Source organism: uncultured Wocania sp. (genome assembly GCF_964021735.1).
Classification (GTDB): Bacteria; Bacteroidota; Bacteroidia; order Flavobacteriales; family Flavobacteriaceae; genus Wocania_A.
On sequence record NZ_CAXIBN010000027.1, the window covers coordinates 1 to 24,055 of the forward strand.

At 32.8% G+C, this 24,055-nt stretch carries 26 protein-coding genes and 1 tRNA gene; 15 read left to right on the forward strand and 12 right to left on the reverse strand.

Annotated features, from left to right (window positions below; genetic code table 11):
- The coding region (locus AADI82_RS03970) for a T9SS type A sorting domain-containing protein (protein WP_341215171.1) at nt 1-224 on the forward strand (224 nt) is incomplete at its 5' end.
- Between the two features lie 4 nt (nt 225-228).
- On the opposite strand, the gene AADI82_RS03975 is transcribed toward AADI82_RS03970, so the two are convergent.
- The 4 genes from AADI82_RS03975 to pruA all read right to left on the reverse strand — a co-directional run bounded on the left by AADI82_RS03975 (nt 229) and on the right by pruA (nt 4,909).
- A complete protein-coding gene (locus AADI82_RS03975; RefSeq protein ID WP_341215172.1) occupies nt 229-1,476 on the reverse strand; it encodes a sigma-70 family RNA polymerase sigma factor in 1,248 nt (415 codons plus the stop codon).
- Nucleotides 1,476-1,823, reverse strand: a complete 348-nt coding sequence (locus AADI82_RS03980; RefSeq protein WP_341215173.1) for a YciI family protein — start codon at nt 1,821-1,823, stop codon at nt 1,476-1,478. The genes AADI82_RS03975 and AADI82_RS03980 overlap by 1 nt, the downstream gene beginning before the upstream one ends.
- Nucleotides 1,824-2,215: 392 nt before the next feature.
- On the reverse strand, nt 2,216-3,028 hold the full coding sequence (locus tag AADI82_RS03985) for an alpha/beta hydrolase family protein (protein WP_341215174.1): 813 nt from the start codon (nt 3,026-3,028) through the stop codon (nt 2,216-2,218).
- 252 nt (nt 3,029-3,280) lie between these two features.
- Complete coding sequence (gene pruA / locus AADI82_RS03990; protein ID WP_341215175.1) at nt 3,281-4,909, reverse strand: L-glutamate gamma-semialdehyde dehydrogenase; 1,629 nt, start codon at nt 4,907-4,909, stop codon at nt 3,281-3,283.
- A 146-nt stretch (nt 4,910-5,055) separates the two neighbouring features.
- Here pruA and AADI82_RS03995 point away from each other — a divergent pair, with 146 nt between their 5' ends.
- Complete coding sequence (locus AADI82_RS03995) at nt 5,056-5,781, forward strand: NRDE family protein (RefSeq protein WP_341215176.1); 726 nt, start codon at nt 5,056-5,058, stop codon at nt 5,779-5,781.
- Nucleotides 5,774-6,766, forward strand: a complete 993-nt coding sequence (locus AADI82_RS04000; protein WP_341215177.1) for a DUF6695 family protein — start codon at nt 5,774-5,776, stop codon at nt 6,764-6,766. Before AADI82_RS03995 ends, AADI82_RS04000 begins: the two co-directional genes overlap by 8 nt.
- A gap of 277 nt (nt 6,767-7,043) precedes the next feature.
- On the opposite strand, the gene apaG is transcribed toward AADI82_RS04000, so the two are convergent.
- Nucleotides 7,044-7,430: a Co2+/Mg2+ efflux protein ApaG gene (apaG, locus tag AADI82_RS04005; RefSeq protein ID WP_034041315.1), complete on the reverse strand. Its 387-nt coding sequence runs from the start codon at nt 7,428-7,430 to the stop codon at nt 7,044-7,046.
- Nucleotides 7,431-7,547: 117 nt separating this feature from the next.
- Nucleotides 7,548-8,798 (reverse strand): DUF5103 domain-containing protein, encoded by a 1,251-nt coding sequence (locus AADI82_RS04010; RefSeq protein WP_341215178.1) that lies wholly within the window; start codon nt 8,796-8,798, stop codon nt 7,548-7,550.
- A 166-nt stretch (nt 8,799-8,964) separates the two neighbouring features.
- On the opposite strand from AADI82_RS04010, the gene AADI82_RS04015 reads away from it, so the two are divergent.
- The 8 genes from AADI82_RS04015 (at nt 8,965) to AADI82_RS04050 (ending at nt 16,517) form a co-directional block, all read left to right on the forward strand.
- On the forward strand, nt 8,965-10,320 hold the full coding sequence (locus AADI82_RS04015) for a Na(+)-translocating NADH-quinone reductase subunit A (protein ID WP_341215179.1): 1,356 nt from the start codon (nt 8,965-8,967) through the stop codon (nt 10,318-10,320).
- Nucleotides 10,320-11,546: an NADH:ubiquinone reductase (Na(+)-transporting) subunit B gene (locus tag AADI82_RS04020; protein ID WP_341215180.1), complete on the forward strand. Its 1,227-nt coding sequence runs from the start codon at nt 10,320-10,322 to the stop codon at nt 11,544-11,546. The genes AADI82_RS04015 and AADI82_RS04020 overlap by 1 nt, the downstream gene beginning before the upstream one ends.
- A 2-nt stretch (nt 11,547-11,548) precedes the next feature.
- Nucleotides 11,549-12,295 carry a Na(+)-translocating NADH-quinone reductase subunit C gene (locus tag AADI82_RS04025; protein ID WP_341215181.1) on the forward strand — a complete coding sequence of 249 codons (747 nt, stop codon included), beginning with the start codon at nt 11,549-11,551 and terminating at the stop codon, nt 12,293-12,295.
- A gap of 4 nt (nt 12,296-12,299) precedes the next feature.
- On the forward strand, nt 12,300-12,947 hold the full coding sequence (locus AADI82_RS04030; protein ID WP_034041305.1) for an NADH:ubiquinone reductase (Na(+)-transporting) subunit D: 648 nt from the start codon (nt 12,300-12,302) through the stop codon (nt 12,945-12,947).
- Nucleotides 12,948-13,030: 83 nt separating this feature from the next.
- Complete coding sequence (gene nqrE / locus AADI82_RS04035; RefSeq protein WP_341215182.1) at nt 13,031-13,738, forward strand: NADH:ubiquinone reductase (Na(+)-transporting) subunit E; 708 nt, start codon at nt 13,031-13,033, stop codon at nt 13,736-13,738.
- A gap of 1 nt (nt 13,739) precedes the next feature.
- The gene (gene nqrF / locus AADI82_RS04040) at nt 13,740-15,047 is read left to right on the forward strand and encodes an NADH:ubiquinone reductase (Na(+)-transporting) subunit F (protein WP_341215190.1); all 1,308 of its coding nucleotides are present in this window, start codon (nt 13,740-13,742) and stop codon (nt 15,045-15,047) included.
- Between the two features lie 72 nt (nt 15,048-15,119).
- A complete protein-coding gene (locus AADI82_RS04045) occupies nt 15,120-15,497 on the forward strand; it encodes a hypothetical protein (RefSeq protein WP_034041299.1) in 378 nt (125 codons plus the stop codon).
- Nucleotides 15,498-15,539: 42 nt separating this feature from the next.
- Nucleotides 15,540-16,517 carry an FAD:protein FMN transferase gene (locus AADI82_RS04050; RefSeq protein WP_034041297.1) on the forward strand — a complete coding sequence of 326 codons (978 nt, stop codon included), beginning with the start codon at nt 15,540-15,542 and terminating at the stop codon, nt 16,515-16,517.
- A 58-nt stretch (nt 16,518-16,575) separates the two neighbouring features.
- Here AADI82_RS04050 and AADI82_RS04055 read toward each other — a convergent pair whose 3' ends face one another.
- Genes AADI82_RS04055 through map form a run of 3 tightly spaced genes read right to left on the reverse strand, consistent with a single transcriptional unit; the run spans nt 16,576 to nt 18,485 of the window.
- Nucleotides 16,576-17,340: a methyltransferase domain-containing protein gene (locus tag AADI82_RS04055; protein WP_341215183.1), complete on the reverse strand. Its 765-nt coding sequence runs from the start codon at nt 17,338-17,340 to the stop codon at nt 16,576-16,578.
- Between the two features lie 6 nt (nt 17,341-17,346).
- On the reverse strand, nt 17,347-17,664 hold the full coding sequence (locus AADI82_RS04060; RefSeq protein ID WP_034041293.1) for a cupin domain-containing protein: 318 nt from the start codon (nt 17,662-17,664) through the stop codon (nt 17,347-17,349).
- A gap of 2 nt (nt 17,665-17,666) precedes the next feature.
- Nucleotides 17,667-18,485, reverse strand: coding sequence for a type I methionyl aminopeptidase (map, locus tag AADI82_RS04065; RefSeq protein ID WP_341215184.1), 819 nt, complete (start codon nt 18,483-18,485; stop codon nt 17,667-17,669).
- Nucleotides 18,486-18,607: 122 nt separating this feature from the next.
- On the opposite strand from map, the gene AADI82_RS04070 reads away from it, so the two are divergent.
- A complete protein-coding gene (locus AADI82_RS04070; protein WP_341215185.1) occupies nt 18,608-19,873 on the forward strand; it encodes an acetyl-CoA hydrolase/transferase C-terminal domain-containing protein in 1,266 nt (421 codons plus the stop codon).
- A 3-nt stretch (nt 19,874-19,876) separates the two neighbouring features.
- Here AADI82_RS04070 and AADI82_RS04075 read toward each other — a convergent pair whose 3' ends face one another.
- Nucleotides 19,877-20,281, reverse strand: coding sequence for a hydrolase (locus tag AADI82_RS04075; RefSeq protein WP_341215186.1), 405 nt, complete (start codon nt 20,279-20,281; stop codon nt 19,877-19,879).
- Nucleotides 20,282-20,336: 55 nt separating this feature from the next.
- Nucleotides 20,337-21,854 carry a 2,3-bisphosphoglycerate-independent phosphoglycerate mutase gene (gpmI, locus tag AADI82_RS04080; protein WP_341215187.1) on the reverse strand — a complete coding sequence of 506 codons (1,518 nt, stop codon included), beginning with the start codon at nt 21,852-21,854 and terminating at the stop codon, nt 20,337-20,339.
- Nucleotides 21,855-22,102: 248 nt separating this feature from the next.
- Here gpmI and AADI82_RS04085 point away from each other — a divergent pair, with 248 nt between their 5' ends.
- Complete coding sequence (locus AADI82_RS04085) at nt 22,103-22,486, forward strand: ankyrin repeat domain-containing protein (protein ID WP_034041285.1); 384 nt, start codon at nt 22,103-22,105, stop codon at nt 22,484-22,486.
- Between the two features lie 74 nt (nt 22,487-22,560).
- Here the strand turns inward: AADI82_RS04085 and AADI82_RS04090 are convergent, their stop codons facing one another.
- Nucleotides 22,561-23,328 (reverse strand): M48 family metalloprotease, encoded by a 768-nt coding sequence (locus AADI82_RS04090; protein WP_341215188.1) that lies wholly within the window; start codon nt 23,326-23,328, stop codon nt 22,561-22,563.
- A gap of 175 nt (nt 23,329-23,503) precedes the next feature.
- Between AADI82_RS04090 and AADI82_RS04095 the strand changes: the two genes are divergently transcribed.
- Nucleotides 23,504-23,929 carry a GNAT family N-acetyltransferase gene (locus tag AADI82_RS04095; RefSeq protein ID WP_341215189.1) on the forward strand — a complete coding sequence of 142 codons (426 nt, stop codon included), beginning with the start codon at nt 23,504-23,506 and terminating at the stop codon, nt 23,927-23,929.
- Between the two features lie 51 nt (nt 23,930-23,980).
- A tRNA-Gly gene (locus AADI82_RS04100) sits at nt 23,981-24,053 on the forward strand.
- Nucleotides 24,054-24,055 lie beyond the last annotated feature (2 nt).

Sequence of the window (24,055 nt, forward strand, 5' to 3'; positions counted from 1 at the left end):
TTTCAATTTATTTTGATGAATCTATATCAGAATTAAAAGTAATAGGACTAAATGATCGAGAGCTTTTAAGTATTACGCTATATAATATTATTGGGCAAAAAGTAAAATTTATAGACTATATTTCCAATAAAACATCTAAGCAAATATCAGTTATTACTGGAGTTTATATTGTACAATTAAATACAACAAAAGGAAAAATTAATAAAAAAATTATTATTGAATAGTGTTTTATTTATAGTTAAGTAATTTTAATTTTTTTTTCTGTAAATAGACTTTTTCTAATGTATTAGTCACAGCATTTAAAGCCAAATCAAGATATTTAATGGCTTCGTTACTGTTGTTAGTATTAGCGTAGTAGTCAGCTTTGGCACCATAAAACAAATAGGCACGTTGTTCAAAATCTTTAGGCTTAATATCGTCTAAATACATTTTTGCTATGGTAAAATCTTGATTTTGAATACAAACCACAGCCATATTTAACACATGAATTGGCATAGGCTGCAAAGTATTTAAACATTGATACCAATAGTGAATTTTCTCCCAATTAGTATCTTCAAAAGTTTTGGCACGCAAATGTTCAGCTGCAATGGCGGCTTCGTAATGATAACACGAAAACTCGGTGTGTTCGGCTACTGCTTTATTCATCATAATATTTCCTAATTCTATAAGCGGAAAATACCATAAATTTCTATCCTGATTTTTTAAATCTAAAAGTTCGTTTTGGACATTAGTTTTGGTTTCTAATCGAGCCGAATGAAAACACATTAAAGCATATAAAGCATAAACTTCGGGCGTTCTTGTAAGGGTGTTTTTTAAAAGTATTTGGGTTAAACGCATCGATTCACCACACAACTCTTTGCGAATTAATACCTCTTTTTTATTAGAATGAAAGCCCTCGTTAAAAATAAGGTACAAAATTTCCATAACACTTTCTAGACGCTGAGGTAAGGCTTTGCCTTGAGGAATTTTAAATTTTAATTGTGATTGCTTAATTGTTTTACGTGCTCGTAGCAATCGTTTTTTTATAGTGTCCTCTTTGGTGAGTAATGCTGATGAAATTTCTTTAATACTAAAACCAGAAACGGTTTTTAATGCGAATGATATACGATCCCTAGAATTTAACTTTGGGTGACAAGCCGTAAATATCATTCTAAGTTGTGCATCTTCAATTTCTGAATCTAAAAAAAGCTCATTTATGGCAATAGCGTCCGTTCCTTGATTGATGTTAGGTTGGTGTCTGCGCTCATTTTTTAGTTTTCTAAAAATATCTAAAACCCTGTTTTTAGCCGCTTGGGTTAACCACGCTTCAGGATGGTCTGGTTGTTTAGTTCGCCAGCTAATACTAGCTTTTATAAACGTGTCTTGTACCGCATCTTCAATAATATCGAGATGCTTAAGTCCAAAAATTCGAATTAAAACAGAAACCATCTTTCCGCTATGATAACGGAAAAGATGGTCTATGAGTTTTTGTTCCATTATTGGTCGAATACCATGATTTCACGAATTTCTAAAGTGCCTCCAAGGTCATAATCTGGGTAGTCTTCAGCAATTTTTTCAACGGCATCAAAATCTTTAGCTTTCACTATATAATAACCACCAACAATTTCTTTAACTTCTGCCGAAGTTAAATCGGTTACCGTTCTGTTTTTACCAACAATACGGCGTATCTGTGGTGTTAAGGCGTTGCCATGGCTCACAATACCAGCTTGTGTCATTTTATCATTCCATGCAAACCATTTACCCATTCTACTTTGAAGATCTTCTGGAGAAAGCCCTAATTCGGTGTAATCTGCACCTATAAAAATCATCATAAATTCTTTCATAATTATATGTTTTAAAGTTTATATAGCTAAGACGTTTATTAAATTAGAAAGGGGGACACGTTTTTCAAATTTAATTAATTTTTATTTGAAGTTAACGACTTTTGCTCTTAGAGGCAAAAGTGCGTCAGGCTTGTAGTTTATCTTGAGTGAAGTCAAAAGGTAATGTCTTTTCTTATGCTGAACTTGCTTACTCTGAATTTATTTCAGTGTTTCAGTATCTCATCAAGTTTGTAAATTACATGATAATTTTTAGTTTTAATTTAAAGGCTAGTGTAATAATAGTAGTAAGCTATATGTTTTATTCATGCTAAATAGAATTATTAAAGTAGATTGCAATACTGAAATTCACTATTGAACTAGCTATTATTTTTGTACACTGTTATATTGCTTTATTATAATTTAAAATAATCGTCAAAAAATAGAAGTTGATATTTTATTGAATTCGACCAGTAATCCCAATTGTGTCTCCCTGGGCGTTCAATATAGTCATGAGGTATATTTCTTTCAGCCAACTTCTCATGTAATCTTTTGTTAGCATCGTAAAAAAAGTCATTCATTCCACAATCAAATATGAGTTTCAAACTGTCTGGGTTTAGCTTATAAACCATATTAATTATCGTATTTTTCTCCCAATATTCTTGATGGTCAGAATAACTCCCTAATCGTTTATTTAAGTCCCAGTTATTTGGGAAAGGACGAATATCTACTCCTCCGCTCATACTCCCAGCTGCTCCCCAAACATCTTGATGTTTAAAAGCCAGATAAAAAGCACCATGCCCTCCCATACTTAAACCTGTAATAGCTCTAGCAGATTTTTTCGCTGATGTATTATATTTTTTGTCTATTGCATCAATGAGTTCTTTAGAAAGATAGGTTTCATATTTCATTTTTTCATCTATGGGGCTATCAAAATACCAACTAGTAAGACCGCCATCAGGACAAACAATTATAATATTATATTTATCTGCATATTCTTTTATTCTGGGAACTTTTGTTATCCAATTTGTGTAATTTCCACCAGCACCATGAAGTAAATATAATACTGAAAATTTTTTATTTTGAGTAGAATAATTATCTGGTATTATTACAATATTTGGAATTGGTTTATTCATGGATTTACTTACAACCATAACGGTATCTACTTGAGATGCGTTAATAATTATTGTATTACAAATTAAAAAAAGTAATATTAATTTTAGTTTCATGGTTTTGGTTTTATACCTTATAATAAACAAATTCGTTTTAATACTGATATACTGAAATAAATTCGGCATAGGCAAGTTTAGCAAATGGGTGGTATACAATGTGAAACGAATCTCGACATTTTTTTTGATAAAATCAAGTAGCTTAAAACTAAAACTTTGTAGAACAAAAAAGAGACTGTCTTAATTAAGACAGTCTCTTTGTATATTAAAAATTAGTATTCTCAACCATAAGATTCCTGCATTCTCAGGAATTTATTCTCCCAAAAAAGGATATCTATAATCCGTAGGTGTAACAAAGGTTTCCTTTATCATTCTAGGCGATACCCAACGTAATAAGTTTTGGGCGCTACCTGCTTTATCATTAGTTCCAGATGCTCTTGCACCACCAAAAGGTTGTTGCCCTACAACTGCACCCGTTGGCTTATCGTTGATGTAAAAGTTTCCAGCGGCATTTTGTAATGCTTCCGTAGCTTGTGTTACTGCGTATCTATCGGTTGATAAAATAGCGCCTGTTAATGCATATTCGCTAGTTTCATCTACCAGTTTTAAAGTTTCCGCGTAAGCGTCATCTTCATAAACATAAATGGTAATTACAGGACCAAAAAGCTCTGTACACATCGTGGTGTATTTTGGGTTGGTTGTTACAATAACCGTTGGTTCAATAAAGTAGCCTTTGCTTTTATCGTAACCGCCACCAACAATAATATCGGCATCGGCATCATTTTTAGCGGCATCAATATATTTAGTTAGTTTATCGAAAGACCCTTCATGAATAACTGCGGTGATAAAGTTGCTTAAATCTTCTGGAGAACCCATTTTAAATGAGTTAACATCTTCAATAACATATTTCTTAACATCTGCCCAAAGACTTTGTGGAATATAAGCACGAGAAGCAGCACTACATTTTTGACCTTGGAATTCAAAAGCACCACGAACAATAGCTGTTGCTACTTGTTTAGCATTTGCAGATTTGTGAGCGACAATAAAATCTTTACCACCAGTTTCTCCAACAATTCTTGGATAGGTTTTATAGTTATGGATGTTGTTTCCTATTTGTTTCCATAATTCTTTAAAAATGTATGTGGAACCTGTAAAGTGTAAACCAGAAAAATCTGGACTTGCTAAAACAGTATTAGTAATCATAACTGGATCACCAAAAACAACATTAATAACACCTGCAGGAACGCCAGCTTCTTTAAATACATCCATAATGACTTTCGCCGAATATATTTGGCTATCGCTTGGTTTCCAAACCACAACATTACCCATTAATGCCATACAAGCAGGAAGGTTTCCAGCAATAGCAGTAAAGTTAAAAGGTGTTACGGCATACGTAAATCCTTCAAGTGGACGATATTCAACTCGATTCCAAGCATCACTTGTGCTTTCGGGTTGTTCCATATAAATGTCCGTCATAAACTGAACATTAAAACGTAAAAAATCAATCAACTCGCAGGCAGCATCAATTTCGGCTTGATGCACCGTTTTAGATTGCGCCATCATGGTTGCAGCATTTATTTTTGCTCTATAGGGTCCAGCAATTAATTCGGCAGCTTTTAAAAAGATACCAGCACGTTGCTCCCATGGCATTAGCGACCAGCTTTTTCTAGCTTCTAAAGCGGTAGCAATAGCATCGTCAACATGTTTTTTTTCTGCTAAATGATACGTTCCAACAACATGTTTGTGGTCGTGTGGAGGCGACATCGTTCTAGTGTTTCCAGTAGTCACGTCTTGTCCGTTAATATACATAGGTATATCAATTTTACTGTTAAACATGTTTTTGTAAGCTTTAAGAACAGCGTCACGTTCTGGCGAACCTGGAGCAAATCCGTTAACTGGCTCATTAATAGCAACTGGTACGTTAAAAAATCCTTTTCCCATTATTGTGTGTTTTATTGAATTGTCAAAATTTGAGCTGCAAATTTACGAATTTTATAATCATTTTTAAATCGTAAGACATATTAAATCGAAGTTAATATTTGTTTATTTTTTGTAAGTTGCCAAGCCGTTTTAAGACTACAGTTTTTATGTGTACAGTAACTTTAATTCCTAAAGGTGAAAATGACTTTGTGTTAACCTCAAATCGAGATGAAGCACCAAACAGAGTGTCATTAAAACCTGAATTTTATACTATTAATAATACGAAACTGTTGTTTCCAAAAGATGAGTTGTCTGGTGGTACTTGGATTGGTGTAAGTGAAAAAAACAGAGTAATTTGTGTGCTTAATGGTGGATTTGCCTATCATAAACGAAAAGCTGAATACAGATTGAGTAGAGGTGTGGTAGCTAACCATTTTATGATTTCTGATAATTTAGAACACACCGTTAATACTTATAATTTTGAAGACATTGAACCTTTTACAATGGTGATTGTAGATTGGAATACGACACTAAAATTTCATGAATTAGTTTGGGACGGAACCGATAAACATTTTAAAGTTTTGCCTTCTGAACCTAATATTTGGTCGTCAACAACTTTGTATTCAGAAACTATGAAAGCTGAACGATTACAATGGTTTGAAGATTTTAAAGCTGAAAATGAATTAGATAAAAATGCATTACTGAAATTCCACAAAACAGCTGGAATAAATAATGATGATTATGGTGTAATTATGAATCGCGGATTTGTAAAAACAACAAGTATTACACAAATTGAAAAGTCTGATGGTAACCTAATAATGCATTACGAAAGTCTTGTAGATAATGCGGTTACAACAAAAAACTTCCATAGTCCACAGGTAGTAAATGAATAATTCTGGTATTATTTTAACACTTGCATATCCAGATACCATTGTTATGGTTTCTGAAGAGTGGTTTTCCCCTTTTTTACGTTTTTTAGGTGTTGGCAAAACCAATTATTTACGAGCAGGACATGCTGCTTTAGTTTTGATTGATAAAAAAACAGGTGTTTTAGAATATCATGATTTTGGGCGCTACATTACCCCAGAACCTAATGGTCGAGTAAGAGGAAGAGATACCGATAATGAATTGCATTTTCCGTTAAAAGCAGAAATTGAAAATGGTGAACTAAAAAATCTGAATCCTATTTTAGAGTTTTTAGCAACACACCCAAAGTTAACACATGGCGATGGTAAATTAGTAGCATCGGTTTGTAATGCCGTTGATTACAAAAAAGCGCGTAAACATATTACTAAAATGCAAAACAAACATTTTATACGTTATGCAGCGTTTATAAAAGAAGCTTGTAATTGCGCTCGTTTTGTGACCGATACATTGATTGCCTCGGTAACTGATTTAAACATTAAAAAGAAACTTGAAAATTCTAAATGGTTTACACCAAGTACGGTTGGTAATGTTCTGCTTGCTGATACTGAAAATCATCCTTTTGAAGTAAGTGAAACCGGTGAAATTTCGAAATTTGAAGGTTCTCAAAAAAGTGAAAATGTACGTTGTTTTTTAGATAAACTAAAGGATCACAAAGTTAATTTGAAAGGAACACAACACCCGAAACCAGTTGAAGGTTTACATGAAAAAGCACAATGGCTTTCTGGAATTGCTGCTGGAGCTTGGTTTGAACTACACGATTTAGAAAGTAAAACTGAATACCGTTTTAGGCGTATTTCACCTTATGGAAATATTGATTGTGATGTTATTTTTAAAGTTGAAGATGCAGCTTTTAATTATAGTTTAGCATATAAATTTGTGCATTATTCTAATTGTGAATTTTTTAATGTGGAGCAGAATGGGAGGGTTTTTAGGTTTGATAGGAAGGTTTGATTTCTTTTTTCTCCAAATCCATTTTAATTTTAAATTCTCTGGATTTAGCGGATAAGAAAGTGATTGCAAATTGGATACTATTTATGGCAAACTAGCCCGCGTTAGGGATAGAGCGGTATGTTTGAGCTCGCCGACGAAGGAGGAAGCAAGTAGTGAAAGCCCGACCTGAAAGGTAACGCCCAAATTATAGATAAAATTAATGTATTTAAATATTGATTATGAGATTGCCACATCACACAAAAAAGCGTGATTCGCAATGGCGGATTAGAATAACGAGCTAATTTATCGCAAAAGGCGCGCTTAACTTAAATGTAGGAATGGTAACTTGAAACTTTTTAGTGGTAGTAAAGTTTACCATACTGTAATGCCCTTGCATAGCGCCAAAAGGCGATGTTAATAAGCAACCCGAAGTATAGGTATGCGATTCTCCTGGTTTTAAAACAGGTTTTTCGCCAATAACGCCTTCGCCAGTTACAACTTCAACATTATTTAAGGCATCCATAATTTCCCAGTGGCGTGCATTAAGCTGTACTGAGTCTTTACTTTGGTTTTCAATAGTTACCGTGTATCCAAAAGCAAACTGTATTTTATAATTTTTATAAAATGAGCCTTCGAAATTGGTCTCGACCGAAATTTTTATGCCACTTGTAACTTGTTGAACCATGTTAACTATTGATATACAATGCGTTTAGTCGGCTAAAATAATGAATATTACATTGAGAATAACAAAATTTAACACCAATGATTGAAAATATTAGTTGAACGGTATATTTATTTAGTGTTAATTGGAAATATTAACCGAACTGCCTTCGCCCAAACCTATTATTTTGTCGTATCGTGTACCCAAATCTCTGTAATAGACTACAACCTTATAATTGTTTTCGGTTTGATAGTAATTTCCGCTAATGGTACCTTCTTCAATGTTATCACTATTATTTACAATTACATATTTGTAATTGTAAAACCCTTGCTTTAGTAAAAGTGCATTTGTAAAAACTTGGTTGTAATCGTCGTAAGTCATTTTGGTACTCTCATCAATGGCGTAATTATTAAAGTTGCCATATATATGAATGGATTTATCTTTTATAGCTTTATTTGCGATTAACGAGAAGTGCACCCAAACATAATCGGCTTCTATACTTGGGTCATCAGCATCAACATTAGTTACTAAATAGTTTCCATTAATATCTGGATTGTACGTGTATGGTTTGCTTGCTCTTACTGTATTTGCGAATAAATAATTATGATATAAGTCTTGTAATTCAACCTGTTGTACACCAATGTTTGCAGCTCTTATGTCTTTGTTTTCAAAATATAAATATTCGTTTCCGCCCCAAAAACTAGATTCGGTATCGTATTTGTAAATCAGTTTATTACCTATGGTGTATTGAGGTTTTAAATCTGAAATTGCTGTGTTTAAATTATTGTTTTGAATTACTAATGTTTTTACATTTTGTTTTGGGTTGTTTAATTGCATATCGTTTGATGAAATAACAATATCTACACGTTGTTTTTCTTCTATAAACTGAATGTCTCTTGAGCGTTTTATACTAACGCCTACGTTGGTTTTGTTTTCGTAAATCATAAATTTTCTGGAAAACATAAGCTCGTCATCATCATTAAAAACACTTAACATATAATTACCAGAGACTTTTAAACCTTTAGTTTGTGTATTAGGAATGGTGAGTTTGTAATGTGAATATATTTGATAAGTGTTTAAGGAATTCTCGTAATCACGAATGCGTTGATTGTCAAAACCATCCATATATTCAGATTTAACTAAAATTGAGGGTGTCCAATCAAAATTAAAATGTTCAATTTGGTAGTAATAATCTTCTTCATTACCATTTAAGGCATCAAATTCTAAAACTAAATATTCTCCAAGTTTTAAAATAGGAAGCTGGCTTTCTTTTGTGTTGCTTTTAAAAGCAATAGTTTTAATATAATCAGGAGGATTAATTTCCTTGACTTGTGATAGAATTATTAAAGGAAAAAATAGAAAAACGATGGTTTGTTTAAACTTTGATGACATTTTTAAGCTAAATTTTGTATAAAGATAAACAAATATAATGCCTAAACACTTCTTGTTATTTAGAATTAATATAAATAAATAACAAGGCTTTATTTGAGCTAATTTTATAGCTATTAATTCGTATTTTTGCACGGATTTTTAGACAACTAATTTCAATTAAATAAATATGTCAAACGACATTCGTATTAAAAAAGGTCTGGACATTAAACTTAAAGGTGAAGCTGAGAAAACTGTTGAACAGGCTATTATCAGTAACTACTACACCATAAGGCCAGAAGATTTTCACGGCGTTATTCCAAAGCTTGTTGCAAAAGAAGGTGCTCTAGTTAAAGCTGGAGATACTTTGTTTTATGATAAGTCTCATGAAGCTATTACGTTTTCATCGCCCGTTTCAGGAAAGATAATTGAAGTGCTTCGTGGTCCTAAACGACGCATTGATGCTATTAAGATCGAAGCAGATAAAACACAAGCTTACTTAGATCATGGAAAGTTCGATTTGAATGGAGCTACTGCCGAAAGTGTTAAAGCACATTTACTAGCAACAGGTTGTTGGCCATTTGTAAAACAACGTCCGTATGATGTTATTGCAAACCCAAATAAATTGCCAAAAGCAATTTTTGTTTCTGGATATGCTAGTGCACCATTAGCAGCCGATTTAGATTTTACTTTACAAGGAAAAGAGGCAGAGTTGCAAGCAGCTATTACTGCACTTTCTATGCTTACTGAAGGTAAAGTACATGTGTCTCTTGGTAAAAATTCTAATTCACCATTGGCTAATGTTTCAGGAGCAACTATTCATAAAGTTTCTGGGCCACATCCATCAGGAAATGTAGGCACACAAATTAATAAAATTGATCCTGTTAATAAAGGAGAAGTAGTTTGGACAGTTAACCCTCAAGACTTAGTTATTATAGGAGAGCTTTTGCTGACAGGAAAATTTAACGCAGAACGTATTGTAGCTTTAGTAGGGTCTTCAGTAGAGAAACCAAGATATTTCGTTACTAAAATTGCTAGTGAAGCAGCTACTATGGTTTACGACAAAGGCATTTCAAAAGATGCAAATGCGCGTATAATTTCTGGTAATGTTTTAAGTGGAAAACAGATTCAACCTGATGGTTGTTTAGATTATTACAGTAATGTAATTACCGTAATTCCAGAAGGAGATGATTACGAATTATTTGGATGGAATAAACCTATTTTTAACAAAATCTCTACATCAAGAGCCATGACGTTTTCTTGGTTAAACCCTAATAAGAAGTATGATTTGAACACTAATACTAATGGTGAACATCGTGCCTTTGTAACAACTGGGACTTACGAAGAGGTTTTTCCTTTAGATATATATCCAATGCAAATTTTAAAAGCTTGCTTGTATCAAGATTTAGACGAAATGGAAGCTTTAGGAATGTACGAAGTGGCGCCCGAAGATTTTGCATTAACAGAATTTGTTTGTGTGTCTAAACAACCACATCAAAAAATTATAAGAGCAGGATTAGACTTAATGCTAAAAGAGATAGGATAATGGGTTTAAAAGAAACATTACATAGTTTTAAGGAGAAAAACAAAAACAAAAAGTGGTTACCTGCATTTTCTGCAATCCACACGTTTTTATACTTACCAAATGAGACCACTCATAATGGAACTCATATAAAAGTTGCCGATGATTTAAAACGTACCATGAATACGGTAATTATGGCAATGATTCCGTGTTTAATTTTCGGAATGTTTAATGCTGGTTATCAACACAATTTACAAGTAGGAGAAATTCAAGCAGTCACAAGTGGGTTCTTTAGTTCAGAGTTTTGGACTATGGCTAACTTTATGATTGGTTTCTGGAAAATATTACCACTAGTAATTGTGTCTTACGGTGTTGGTTTAGGAATTGAGTTTATTTTTGCCATAATTAAAGGTCATGAAGTAGAAGAAGGTTATTTAGTAACAGGGATGCTTGTGCCGCTTATTGTACCAGTTGATATTCCACTTTGGATGTTAGCAGTAGCCGTAATATTTGGTGTTGTTATTGGTAAAGAAGTTTTTGGTGGTACAGGAATGAATATTCTTAATCCAGCATTAACTATTCGTGCATTCTTATTCTTTGCTTATCCAACTTGGATGAGTGGAGACAAAGTTTGGGTTGAAGGTGCTGTAGAACGCACTAAAGAAATTGCGGAAGGAGCAAACCTTGATGCTATATCTGGTGAAACTATATTAGGAAGTTTAGCTCAAGGAAAAGCAGCAGGTTATGAAGTTATGGACATGTTCTTAGGGTTCGTCCCAGGTTCAGTTGGAGAAACCTCAGTTTTATTAATTCTATTAGGCGGTTTATTCTTAATCTTTTCAAAAATAGGGAGTTGGAGAATTATGCTATCGTCTGTTTTAGGAGCTATAGCTATGGGATTAATTTTTAATGGTGTTGTAGATTCTGGATGGATAACAGAAAGCAGTAAATTTTATGGTTTAATGAGCACAACATGGTGGCATCACTTATTAATTGGTGGTTTTGCATTTGGTACGGTTTTTATGGCAACCGACCCAGTTACGGCATCGCAAACCAATAAAGGTAAATGGATTTATGGTTTCTTAATAGGATTCATTTCTATTATGATTCGTGTATTCAATCCAGCATATCCAGAAGGTGTAATGTTAGCTATTCTGCTAATGAATGTGTTTGCACCAACGATTGATCATTACGTAGTTCAAGGTAATGTGAAACAAAGAATGAAACGTCTAAAAGCAAAAACAGCCTAACGATGGAAAAGAGAACAGATAAAAACTCATATACAATATTTTTTGCCATAGGCATGGTAATAGTTGTTGGATCACTTTTGGCTTTTGTAGCATCGTCTTTAAGACCAAGAATTGATGAAAACAAACGTTTAGAAAAGCAACAAAATATTTTGTATGCTATGGGCGTAAATGAAAATGATGAGAGTAGTGCAACTTTTGTTTCAACTGAAAAAGCTCCAGAATTATTTAAACAATACATTACAAAACAATTAGTTATTCAAGGTGAAAAAATTTCAGAAGATGATCAAGCATATTTAATAGATGTTAAAAAACAACAATCTAATGCGAAGTCTGGAACAGAAAGAAAATTGCCTTTGTTTATTGGTGAGAAAGATGGTAAAACATATTATATAGCACCAATTAGAGGAAAAGGCCTTTGGGACGCAGTTTGGGCATTTGTATCTATGGATGAAAACATGGTTGTTCAAGGTGCTTATTTCGATCATCAGGGAGAAACAGCTGGTTTAGGAGCGAATATTAAAGAACGTTTCTTTATGGATGATTTTATTGGCGAAAACTTACTAAATGAATCAGGTGACTTTGTCGGAATAAATATTTCTAAAAGTAACGCAGATCCTTTAAATAAAGATAAAAACGATAATGAGGTTGATGCTATCGCAGGTGCTACTATTACAGGAGACGGCGTAGCAGCAATGATAAAGTCTGAACTTAGACTTTATGTGCCTTATTTTAAAACATTAAAACAATAATTATATGGGCTTACTTTCAAAAAAAGATGGCAAATTAATTTTAGACCCATTAGCAGATGATAATCCGATTACTATACAAGTATTAGGCATTTGTTCTGCTTTAGCAATTACGGCGCAATTAAAGGCATCAATTGTAATGGCAATATCTGTAATTTTTGTATTAGGAATCGGTAACGTCGTTATTTCTTTAATGAGAAATATTATTCCTTCTAAAATTAGAATCATTGTACAACTTACAGTTGTAGCAGCTCTAGTAATTATTGTTGATCAAGTTTTAAAAGCTTTTTCATATCAATTAAGTAAAGAGCTTGGAGCTTTTATAGGATTGATTATTACAAACTGTATTATCATGGGACGTTTTGAAGCTTTTGCTTTAGGTAATGGACCTTGGAAATCGTTTTTAGATGGTATTGGTAATGCTTTAGGTTACGGTTTAATTTTAATAATTGTTGGATTCTTCAGAGAATTATTAGGTTCTGGAACTTTATTAGGGTTTAAAGTTTTAGGAGATCCAATTGCTAAAACAGGATTGTATTCTACAGGTTATGAAAATAACGGATTTATGCTTTTAGCACCAATGGCATTAATTGTAGTAGGTATTATTATTTGGGTACAACGTAGTAGAAATAAAGCATTAATAGAAGATCATTAAATAAGTAGGCCGTAAAACAGTCCACAGTTGGCAGTCAATGCTTAAACTGAAGACTGCAAACTGTAAACTGAAGACTAAAAAATATGGAACATATAGAATTATTTTTCAAATCAATATTTATAGACAACATGGTATTTGCTACGTTCCTTGGAATGTGTTCTTACCTTGCGGTTTCTAAAAAAGTAAGTACAGCCGTTGGCCTTGGTGCTGCAGTAATATTTGTACTAGCTATTACCGTACCTTTAAACTGGTTATTAGATCAGTACCTTTTACAACCAGGGGCTTTATCTTGGTTAGGTGAAGAGTATGCATCTTACGATTTAAGCTTCTTATCATTTATCATGTTTATTGCAACCATTGCAACTATGGTACAATTGGTAGAGATTGTAGTTGAAAAGTTTTCACCATCATTATATAACTCACTTGGAATATTTTTACCACTTATTGCTGTAAACTGCGCCATTTTAGGAGGATCGTTATTTATGCAATCTCGTGAAATTGCAACTTTAGGTTTAGCATTAAATTATGGTATAGGCTCTGGAATTGGATGGTTTTTAGCGATACTTGCAATTGCAGCAATTCGTGAGAAAATTAGATATTCAAACGTACCGCCAGCATTACGTGGATTAGGAATTACATTCATCATTACAGGTTTAATGGCGATTGGTTTTATGAGTTTTGGAGGTATGCTAACTGGAGGAGATGAAGAAGCTCCAAAAGAAGAAAAAACTGTAAAAGTGAATTCTAAAGAAGATAAAGTGGTAGCTAACAACATAAAAGTAAATGAGTAATATGATTTTGGCAGCAGGTACATTAGGAACAATAATCGCAACAGTAACAGCTTTTTTAATTATTACGTTGTTATTAGTAGCATTACTATTAGTTGTAAAGCAAAAATTATCACCATCTGGTCCGGTAAAAATTACCATTAATGGTGAACGAGAAATTGAAGTAGCTTCAGGAGATAGTTTATTATCTACATTAGGTGCTCAAAAAATATTTTTACCATCGGCATGTGGTGGAGGTGGAACATGTATTCAGTGTGAATGTCATGTATTAGAAGGTGGAGGAGAGGCTTTACCTACTGAAACACCTCATTTTACACGTAAAGAATTAAAAGAAGGCGCACGTTTATCTTGTCAAGTAAAAGTGAAACAAGACATGAATATCACCATTCCAGAAGAAGTGTTTGGTATTAAAAAATGGGAAGCAACTGTTGTACGTAACTATAATGTAGCATCTTTTATTAAGGAATTTGTTGTTGAAATTCCTGAAGATATGGGTTATAAAGCTGGTGGATATATTCAAATAGAAATACCAGAATGCGAAATTAAGTTTGCAGATATGGATATTACAGCGCACCCCGAAGAGCATGAAACACCAGACAAGTTTCAAGCTGAATGGGATAAGTTTGGTCTTTGGCCATTAGTAATGAAGAATTCTGAAACTGTGGAAAGAGCTTATTCTATGGCCTCTTACCCTGCTGAAGGACGTGAAATCATGCTAAATGTTCGTATTGCAACACCGCCTTGGGATCGTGCAAAAAACGGATGGATGGATGTTAATCCAGGAGTAGCATCATCATATATATTTAACCAGAAACCAGGTGATAAAGTCACTATTTCTGGTCCTTACGGAGAATTTTTTATCAACGAGTCTGAAAGCGAAATGCTTTATGTTGGTGGAGGAGCAGGTATGGCACCAATGCGTTCACACTTGTATCACTTATTTAGAACTTTAAAAACTGGAAGAAAAGTATCCTATTGGTACGGTGGACGTTCTAAGCGTGAATTGTTCTATTTAGAGCATTTCAAAGCATTAGAAAAAGATTTCCCGAACTTTAAATTTTACTTGGCATTATCTGAACCTATGGAAGAAGATAACTGGAAAGTAAAAGAAAATATTGATGCTCCTGGTGATGGGTTTGTTGGATTTATTCACAATTGTGTTATAGATAATTACTTAAATCACCATGAATCACCAGAAGATATCGAGTTGTATTTCTGTGGACCACCATTAATGAATAAAGCAGTTCAGAAAATGGGAGAGGATTTTGGTATCCCAGACGAGCATATTAGATTTGATGACTTTGGAGGATAGATCGCTAAGCGATATTTAATTATAAATTAAACCCAATACGAAAGTGTTGGGTTTTTTAATTATTTTTAAAGCATGAGTAAACCACTTACACCACAAGAATTACACAATTTAGCCATGAATCATGTTGGTAAAGATTTAGAAGCACGCGGTTTTGAGTTTATTGCTGTAAATAGTAAACTAAAAAAGCATCCGCAATTTGTGTGTATCGATAAAAACAAACAATACTTTTTTGTTATTGTTCGAGCAGTAATTTTACCAGATAATCCTAATAATTATGATGTAGTTTGGATGGAATCCTTTAAAAAGCATGCCAGAGAAAAAGATGCTAAAGTACTTTACGCGGGTGTAGGCTTAGGAAATCCAGATAATGAAAAATCGCCTATCTATTTAAATGAAGAATATTTGTTAGAATATAATGGCATACAAGTTTTAGAAACTAATTTGAATTAAAAAAAAGTTGAATTATTACCTCCTCGTAATAACGGATTTATTATGAAACGAATTTTAATATTATCTTTTCTGTTTGTTTTAATTTTTTCCTGTAAAAAAGAAGATCCTAAAAACACCATTCTAGAAGGTGCCATTTTTGGTACGTATTATAGAGTAACTTATGATTCCGATATTAACTACCAAAATCAAATTGATAGCTTGTTTTATGTAATAAATAAATCGATGTCTACCTACCAAGTAAATTCAGATATTTCAAAATTAAATAGAAATGAAGATGTAGAAATTGACCAACATTTTATAAAGGTGTTTATTGTTTCAAAGAAGATTTATAAATTTACAAAAGGAGCATTCGATCCAACTATTGGAGCGGTAGTTAACGCATGGGATTTTGGACCAGAAGGAAAAATTGTAAATTTAGATAGCATTAAAATTGATAGCTTAATGCAGTCTGTAGGTTTTGATAAAGTAAAATTAGTAGATAAGAAAGTTGTGAAATCTCAAGAAACTTTTATAGACTTTAATGCGATAGCAAAAGGCTATGCCGCTGATGTTATTTCAGAATTTTTAAGTAACAAAAACTCTAAAAATCATCTTGTAGATATTGGTGGCGAATTGAGAGCAAGCGGTATTAATATTGAAAAACAAAAGCCTTGGAGAGTTGGCGTAGAAAACCCAAATTTTGATGGTACACAATCAATAAACCGAGCCTTAGTTTTAAAAGATGAAGCCATGGCTACTTCAGGAACTTATAGAAAATTTAAAGTAGATGAAAACGGAAACCGATATGCCCATATTATAGATACAAAAACGGGTTACCCAAGCAAAACGAACTTATTAAGTATTTCTGTTATTACAGATAATTGTATGATGGCTGATGCCTATGCAACCGCTTTTAAAGCTATGGGTATTGAAAAAGTGAAAGCATTTTTAAAAACACATCCAGAACTTAAAGTGTTTTTAATTTTTGAAAATGAAAACAAAGAATTGGAAACCTTGACTTTAAACGGTTTTCCAGAATAGTTGTCATTGCACATCACATTTTTTATGTGATGTGGTAATCTGTTTGTTTTAATATTAATTATTTATAACAAACTGGAATAATTTCCCCTTTAGCTAAACAATATTTTTCTATTTCTGCATCTGAAAGAGTTGATGTGTAATTCACTTCCTCAACTTTAAAGCCAATACTTCGTAGTTTGTCAAAATAATCTTTACCATAAACACGTACATGGTCGTATTGTCCAAATATTTTAGCACGTTCTTTTTTGTCTGTTATCGAATCATCTTCAAAAGTCTTTGCTCTACTTAAATCTTGCGGAATTTGAAGAATTGCCATTCCGTTAGGTTTTAAAACACGATATAATTCTTGCATCGCTTTAGTGTCGTTTGGAATATGTTCTAAAACATGATTGCATAAAATAACATCGTAACTATTATCTTTAAAAGGAAGATTACAAATATCTGCTTTTACATCTGCTAATGGCGAATTCAAATCTGTAGTTGTGTAATTCAAATTTTTCATCTTTCTAAAACGTTTGTAAAATGCTTGTTCTGGCGCAAAATGTAAGACTTTTTTTTCTGCTGAAAAGAAATCGGTTTCATTATTTAAAAACAACCATAAAAGCCTATGACGCTCTAAACTTAATGTAGATGGAGATAGTACATTATTACGTTGTTTACCATATCCGTAGGGTAAAAAGGTTTTAAAACTTTTACCATCAATAGGGTCGGTGTATTTATCTCCCTTTAAAAAGAAAGCTAAAACAGGACGAATAATATAACTTAACCTAATTAGTAGAGGTCTAGGAATTACATTTAGTATAATTTTGAAGAGTTTTTTCAAAAGCGATTATTTATAATCTTCGCGTAAAGGGAAGAATGTATCAATAACAATACAATTTGTTAACGCATTTGCACTGTGAATCGCATTTGAAGGTATTACTGTAATTGAATCTGATTCAAGGATTTGAGTTATACCATCAATTGTCATTTCTAATTTACCAGAAATTACCTGAGTAATTTGTTGATGAATATGAGAGTGTGCTGGTAAAATAGCTCCTTTTTCAATATTGATAAGCCCTACAGTATTATTATTAGTATGAATATATTTTCCTTTTATACCTTCAACAAGGTCTTTTTCTGGTATGTCTGAAAATTTATAAGTCATAACTATAAAACAAACTGTTTTTGTCTAAATTCCTCTTCCTCATTACTATCAATTCCTAAAGCGTCGTATATATAAGCAAAAGTTGAGAGTAATTCTGGTTTGCCATTTACTAATGCTACATCATGTTCAAAATGAGCACTTGGTTTATTGTCTAATGTTGTAATGGTCCAACCGTCTTTATGTTGTTTTATTCTTTGAGTTCCCATATTAATCATTGGCTCAATAGCAACCACCATACCATCTATAAATTTTTTACCACGCCCACGTTTTCCATAATTTGGCATTTCTGGGTCTTCGTGCATTTTACTTCCTAAACCATGACCGACTAATTCTCTCACGACTCCATAACCATGATCTTCGCAATATTTTTGAATGGCATAACCAACATCGCCAACACGATTACCTTTTTTAAATTCTCTAATACCAATATATAAAGACTCTTTGGTAACTTGTAGAAGTTTTTTTGTTTCAGGAGCAATTTCGCCAACAGCAAACGTGTAGGCATGATCGCCATAAAAACCATTTTTTAAAGCACCGCAATCAATAGATATTATATCTCCTTCTTTTAAAGGTTCATTTGTTGGAAACCCATGGACTACTTGATCGTTTGGGCTCATACAAAGCGTGTTAGGAAAATCATATAACCCTAAAAATCCTGGTACAGCACCTTGTTCTCTAATATATTCTTCAGCAATTTTATCTAATTGGAGTGTTGTTACTCCAGGTTTTACTTCTTTGGCTAGTATGCCTAATGTTTTAGAAACAATCAAAGCGCTTTCTCGCATTAATTCAATTTCCTCGCTTGTTTTTACTATAATCATCTTTTAAAAAATATGTGCAAAGATACTTAAAATTAAAATTCTAATTATTCTGACTTTATATGACTTTTGACATTTTTTATCAGCTTTAAAATAAATAATTTTGTGCTATAAATACTTGAAAAATGTTTAAAGTAGTAAGTGCTCAAGAAGCTGTAAAGACAATTAAAAGTAACAATAGAGTTTATATTCAAGCAGCTGCTGCCGCTCCGCAGTTATTAATGAATGCGATGTCTGAAAGACATGAAGAATTACGTAATGTTGAGGTTTGCCATTTACATGTTGAAGGCGAAACACGATATGCAAACCCGGAATTTAAAAATAGTTTTCACGTCAATTCATTTTTTATAGGAAGTAATGTAAGGCATACGTTAACAGCAGGAAATGGATCATATACCCCTGTTTTTTTAAGTGAATTGCCTTTATTGTTTAAGCGGAATATATTACCGTTAGATGTAGCATTAATTCATGTGTCTGTTCCAGATAAACACGGATATTGCTCATTAGGTGTTTCGGTTGAAGCTACTTTAGCAGCTATTGAAAATGCAAAAATTGTTATAGCACAAGTAAACCCTCAAATGCCTAGAACTCATGGTGATGGTATAATACATCATACCGAAATTGATTTATTTGTAGAATGCGATGAGTCAATACCAACACATAATATTAGTAAACCAACTGCTATTGAAAATAAAATTGGAGGTTATGTTGCAAGTTTAATTGAAGATAAAAGCACGCTGCAAATGGGTGTTGGATCTATTCCTAATGCTGTTTTGTCTCGACTTACAAATCATAAAAATTTAGGGTTACATACTGAAATGTTTTCAGATGGCGTTATTGATTTAATTTTGAATGATGTTATCAATGGGAATTATAAAACAATTAATCCAGGTAGAGCTTTAACAACTTTTTTGATGGGTTCAAAACGTTTGTATGATTATGTAGATGATAATCCTTTTATAGAAATGAGAGCTTCAGATTATGTAAATGATGTTTCAATAATCAAACAAAACCCAAAAATGGTTGCAATTAATTCTGCAATAGAAGTAGATTTAACAGGGCAAGTTTGCGCAGACTCAATTGGAGCAAAAATGTATTCGGGTGTTGGTGGGCAAATGGATTATATTCGAGGTGCATCACTTAGCGAAGGTGGTAAGGCTATTATTGCATTGCCATCAGTAACACGCAAAGGTATTAGCAGAATTGTACCTAGTTTAAAACCAGGTGCGGGAGTAGTTACAACACGTGCACATGTACATCATGTTGTTACTGAGTATGGTATAGCTAATTTATACGGAAAAACTATAAAAGATAGAATTAAAGCTTTAGTAGATATAGCACATCCAGACCATAGAGAGTCTATTGATAAAGCTTATTTCGAATTAATTTAAAGTTTATTTAAAGAAGCTAAAAAAACCTTTTTTATTTTCTGGCAGGTTTGGTTTTGTATTGGTAAGCATTTGGTATATTTCGCCCCAACCTATAAAGCCACCAATATTTCTGTCGTCTATAAATAAATCAGCATGAATTTTTCTACTTATGCTTTCATTGTATTCTTCACCAGAGAAACTACTATTTATGGCATAAAATACAACGCCATTATTTTCACAAAAGGTAACAGCTTCGTTTAACTTTTCGCCACACCTGTAAGTCCATAAAATTAGTCTATGACCTTCTTCTTGTAATTTTTTCAGGGTTTCAAAAGCAAAAAGTTTAGGTTTTCCTATTTTTGGGTAATCATCTTCCACAATAGTACCATCAAAATCTACAGCAATTATAAGTGTTTTGTTAAAATTCATTCAAATTATAGACTTGAGTTTAGCACAAAAGTACAATAATTTATTTTTCATTTATTTAAACCAAAGCATGTTGAGTCATAGCTTTAGGTTGCGGTACGCCCATAAGTTTTAATATAGTTGGAGCCATATCTCCTAAAATACCGTTTTTAATATTTTTTAATTCATTATCAATTAAAATTACAGGAACAGGATTTGTTGTGTGTGCGGTATTTGGTGTACCATCTGGATTGATCATGGTTTCGCAATTGCCATGATCTGCTATAAGTAAGGTGGTATAACCATTGTTTAAAGCCGTAGAAACTACATCTTTCACACATTCATCAACGGCTTCACAGGCTTTTATTGCTGCTTCCATAACGCCAGTGTGCCCAACCATATCTCCATTTGCAAAATTTAAGCAAACAAAATCTACATCGCTTTTTTGCAATTCTGGTACAAGTGCATCGCGCAGTTCGTAAGCACTCATTTCGGGTTTTAAATCGTATGTAGCCACTTTAGGTGAGTTTCTTAAAATTCTGGTTTCACCATTAAAAGGAGTTTCGCGTCCGCCAGAAAAGAAAAAGGTAACATGCGGGTATTTTTCGGTTTCAGCAATTCTAATTTGTTTTTTATTATGTTTTTCTAAAACTTCACCTAAAGTTTCAGTTAAATTATCTTTATTGAATATAACGTTAATGTTTTTGTAGGTGTCGTCATAATTAGTAAGCGTTACATAATGCAAATTGATTTTATGCATATTTTGCTCGTGAAAATCGGTTTGTGATAAAGCTTCAGTTAGCTCACGACCGCGATCTGTTCTGAAATTGAAGAATATCACAACATCATCTTCTTCAATATTTGTAACAGGTTTATCGGTTTCATCAACCATAATAATTGGTTTGATAAACTCATCGGTAACATCGTTATCATAGCTTTTCTGAATAGATTTTGTTGCATTAGTCGATTTTTCACCAACGCTATTAACCATAGCATCGTAGGCTAACTTTACACGTTCCCAACGTTTATCCCTATCCATGGCGTAGTAACGACCAGTTATAGTTGCTAATTTGGTGTTTGTGTCTTCAATATGGTTTTCCAATTCTGTTATAAACCCATAACCAGATTTAGGATCAACATCACGTCCGTCTGTAAATGCATGCACATAAGTGTTGGTTAATCCAAAATCGTTAGCAGCATCAATTAAACCTAGTAAATGGTTAATATGCGAATGCACGCCACCATCACTTAGTAAACCTAAAAAATGAACATTTTTATTATTATTTTTCGCATAGTTAAACGCATCAACTAAAACTTTTTCAGTATTAAGGGTTTTATTTTTAACAGCTAAATTTACTTTCACTAGATCCTGATAAACAATACGTCCAGCTCCCAAATTCATATGTCCAACTTCACTATTTCCCATCTGACCTTCAGGTAAACCAACATGTAATCCATCAGTTCTTAAGGTAGCAAAAGGATATTTTTTATACAGTGAATCTATAAATGGTGTATTGGCATGATCGATTGCTGAAACTTTTGGGTCTGGAGAATTTCCCCAGCCATCCAATATCATTAAGATGACTTTTTTGTTCATTTTTATAAAAAAATTTAAGTAATCAAAGATAGTGAGATTATAAAAAATATCCTTGTAAAAAACCTTCAAAAAGCTCTAAAACAAAAGATTTTTGCGAGTATCTCAATGAAGAAGCTTTAACATAATAAAATGTGAAATCAATGTTAAAAAAATGTTATTAATATTTTTTTATGTAACAGATTAAAGTTTTTGTCGTCTCTTTAGTATATCAAAAAACGAAATCAATAATCAAATTAAAATCTTTCATCATGAAAAAAACAATCATTATTTCCGCAATCGCATTATGCTTCTCTGTAGTATCTGTTAATGCAAAATCTATTAATGAAAGCGCTAAAGGTTATAGCGTAGAATCTGTAGTTCAAGTTAATCCTTTTTGTGTATCCATAGCTAAAGGAGACATAGAAACCGTTAAGAAACTTATTGATTTAGGCCAAGATGTTAACAAAAAATCTAATGGAATGACACCAGCAATGTATGCAGCGAAGTTTAACAGAACAGACATTTTAAAGCTTTTAATATCTAAAGGAGCTAAGTTAAAAATTAAGTCCGATAAGGGTTTAACTGCTATGAAATATGCAAAACAATCTAATGCAAAAGAAGCTTTGTCAATTATTGAAGAAGCGTTAAGTTAGAAAATAATTAATTATTCATATAACAATTATTTAGAGCTAGTCACTCGAAAAAGCCTTGTTTTGCAAGGCTTTTTTTATTGATTTTTATATTTTTCTATAGATTCTTGAATTTTTTCAATTCTATTGTCAGGATCTGGGTGTGAGCTTTGAAACTCAGGTACTCGATTTGGACCAGCTGCATCTTTTAAAATTTCCATAACGCCAATCATTTCTTGTGGGTTATAGCCAGAATTTAGCATAAATAAAACACCAAGATCATCACTTTCCAATTCGTCTCCACGACCATTTTTCAACAAAGTTTGTTGCCCAATGCCACTTACTAATCCACCCATGTCTGCCCCAACCGAAGCACCTGTAGTTACAGTTTGCCAAAAGTCGCTTTCTGCAATACGTTCGGCTGAATGACGACCTAAAACATGACCAATTTCATGTCCTAAAACACCAGCTAACTGATCTTCGTTTTCTAATTTAGAAAATAAAGCATAGGTTATAAAAATTTGTCCTCCAGGAAGCGCAAAAGCATTTATCGTATTTTCATCTGCCAGGAGGTGAAAATCGTATTTATAAGGAGTGTCTTTTGCTATGCTATTATTTACTAGTTTGTTGCCAACCTCGTCAACCATAGCCTGATATTGATTATTAGGATGTAATCCCCCATGTTGTTGAGCCATTTGTGGCGCATGTTGTAACCCAATTGCTATTTCTTGATCCGAAGTCATATTAATAGTTTGTACGCGACCTGTATACTTATTCTTTTCTTTACTATTACATTTTTGAATAAATGCAAATGCTACGATAGCCAAACCAATTAATAATCTAACTTTAAAATTTCTACTTCTCATCAATATAAATTTATGATACTAAAATTACAAAAAAATGACTTTATATGAATAATCTGTTTTATTTGAATTTGTAAACATAATGGTTGGACACATTTTTTAGGTTTTTGTCACTCTTTATAATGATATTTTATTTAATAATTAGAAAATAATTATCTTCACTTAAAAAAAGTATTTCATGTCTTTTCATTTTAAAATTATTGATAAAAAAAATATAAATTCTGTGATACCTTTAGTTCAAAAACTAAATAGTAATAAAGTATCTGATGCTGTTTTAAAACAACGTTTTTCAGAAATGATAACTCAAAACTATGAATGTGCAGTTGTTTATGATGATAAAAAGTTAATTGGTGTTTGTGGATTATGGTTTTGTACGAGACATTACTCTGGAAAAAGTGTAGAGCCTGATCATGTTTTTATTGATGATGATTATCGTGGACGAGGTTTAGGAAAGCAATTCTTTTGCTGGATTTATAATTACGCAAAAGCTAAAGGGTTTGAAGCCATGGAGTTAAATACTTATGTTGCAAATTCTGCGTCTCACAAATTTTATTTTAATGAGGGCTTTAAAATTTTGGGGTATCATTTTTTAAAAAAGCTTTGATTTTTTTTGCGTCAGAAGAGAGAGTTTATATATATTTGTAGCAGGATTAATGCGGGAGTAGCTCAGTTGGTAGAGCGTCAGCCTTCCAAGCTGAATGTCGCCAGTTCGAACCTGGTCTCCCGCTCT

Bases quoted from the DNA above. Each gene is read 5' to 3' on its own strand.
- AADI82_RS03975 (WP_341215172.1), bottom strand. From the start codon at position 1,476: ATGGAACAAAAACTCATAGACCATCTTTTCCGTTATCATAGCGGAAAG.
- AADI82_RS03980 (WP_341215173.1), bottom strand. From the start codon at position 1,823: ATGAAAGAATTTATGATGATTTTTATAGGTGCAGATTACACCGAATTA.
- AADI82_RS03985 (WP_341215174.1), bottom strand. From the start codon at position 3,028: ATGAAACTAAAATTAATATTACTTTTTTTAATTTGTAATACAATAATT.
- pruA (WP_341215175.1), bottom strand. From the start codon at position 4,909: ATGGGAAAAGGATTTTTTAACGTACCAGTTGCTATTAATGAGCCAGTT.
- AADI82_RS03995 (WP_341215176.1), top strand. From the start codon at position 5,056: ATGTGTACAGTAACTTTAATTCCTAAAGGTGAAAATGACTTTGTGTTA.
- AADI82_RS04000 (WP_341215177.1), top strand. From the start codon at position 5,774: ATGAATAATTCTGGTATTATTTTAACACTTGCATATCCAGATACCATT.
- apaG (WP_034041315.1), bottom strand. From the start codon at position 7,430: ATGGTTCAACAAGTTACAAGTGGCATAAAAATTTCGGTCGAGACCAAT.
- AADI82_RS04010 (WP_341215178.1), bottom strand. From the start codon at position 8,798: ATGTCATCAAAGTTTAAACAAACCATCGTTTTTCTATTTTTTCCTTTA.
- AADI82_RS04015 (WP_341215179.1), top strand. From the start codon at position 8,965: ATGTCAAACGACATTCGTATTAAAAAAGGTCTGGACATTAAACTTAAA.
- AADI82_RS04020 (WP_341215180.1), top strand. From the start codon at position 10,320: ATGGGTTTAAAAGAAACATTACATAGTTTTAAGGAGAAAAACAAAAAC.
- AADI82_RS04025 (WP_341215181.1), top strand. From the start codon at position 11,549: ATGGAAAAGAGAACAGATAAAAACTCATATACAATATTTTTTGCCATA.
- AADI82_RS04030 (WP_034041305.1), top strand. From the start codon at position 12,300: ATGGGCTTACTTTCAAAAAAAGATGGCAAATTAATTTTAGACCCATTA.
- nqrE (WP_341215182.1), top strand. From the start codon at position 13,031: ATGGAACATATAGAATTATTTTTCAAATCAATATTTATAGACAACATG.
- nqrF (WP_341215190.1), top strand. From the start codon at position 13,740: ATGATTTTGGCAGCAGGTACATTAGGAACAATAATCGCAACAGTAACA.
- AADI82_RS04045 (WP_034041299.1), top strand. From the start codon at position 15,120: ATGAGTAAACCACTTACACCACAAGAATTACACAATTTAGCCATGAAT.
- AADI82_RS04050 (WP_034041297.1), top strand. From the start codon at position 15,540: ATGAAACGAATTTTAATATTATCTTTTCTGTTTGTTTTAATTTTTTCC.
- AADI82_RS04060 (WP_034041293.1), bottom strand. From the start codon at position 17,664: ATGACTTATAAATTTTCAGACATACCAGAAAAAGACCTTGTTGAAGGT.
- map (WP_341215184.1), bottom strand. From the start codon at position 18,485: ATGATTATAGTAAAAACAAGCGAGGAAATTGAATTAATGCGAGAAAGC.
- AADI82_RS04070 (WP_341215185.1), top strand. From the start codon at position 18,608: ATGTTTAAAGTAGTAAGTGCTCAAGAAGCTGTAAAGACAATTAAAAGT.
- AADI82_RS04075 (WP_341215186.1), bottom strand. From the start codon at position 20,281: ATGAATTTTAACAAAACACTTATAATTGCTGTAGATTTTGATGGTACT.
- gpmI (WP_341215187.1), bottom strand. From the start codon at position 21,854: ATGAACAAAAAAGTCATCTTAATGATATTGGATGGCTGGGGAAATTCT.
- AADI82_RS04085 (WP_034041285.1), top strand. From the start codon at position 22,103: ATGAAAAAAACAATCATTATTTCCGCAATCGCATTATGCTTCTCTGTA.
- AADI82_RS04090 (WP_341215188.1), bottom strand. From the start codon at position 23,328: ATGAGAAGTAGAAATTTTAAAGTTAGATTATTAATTGGTTTGGCTATC.
- AADI82_RS04095 (WP_341215189.1), top strand. From the start codon at position 23,504: ATGTCTTTTCATTTTAAAATTATTGATAAAAAAAATATAAATTCTGTG.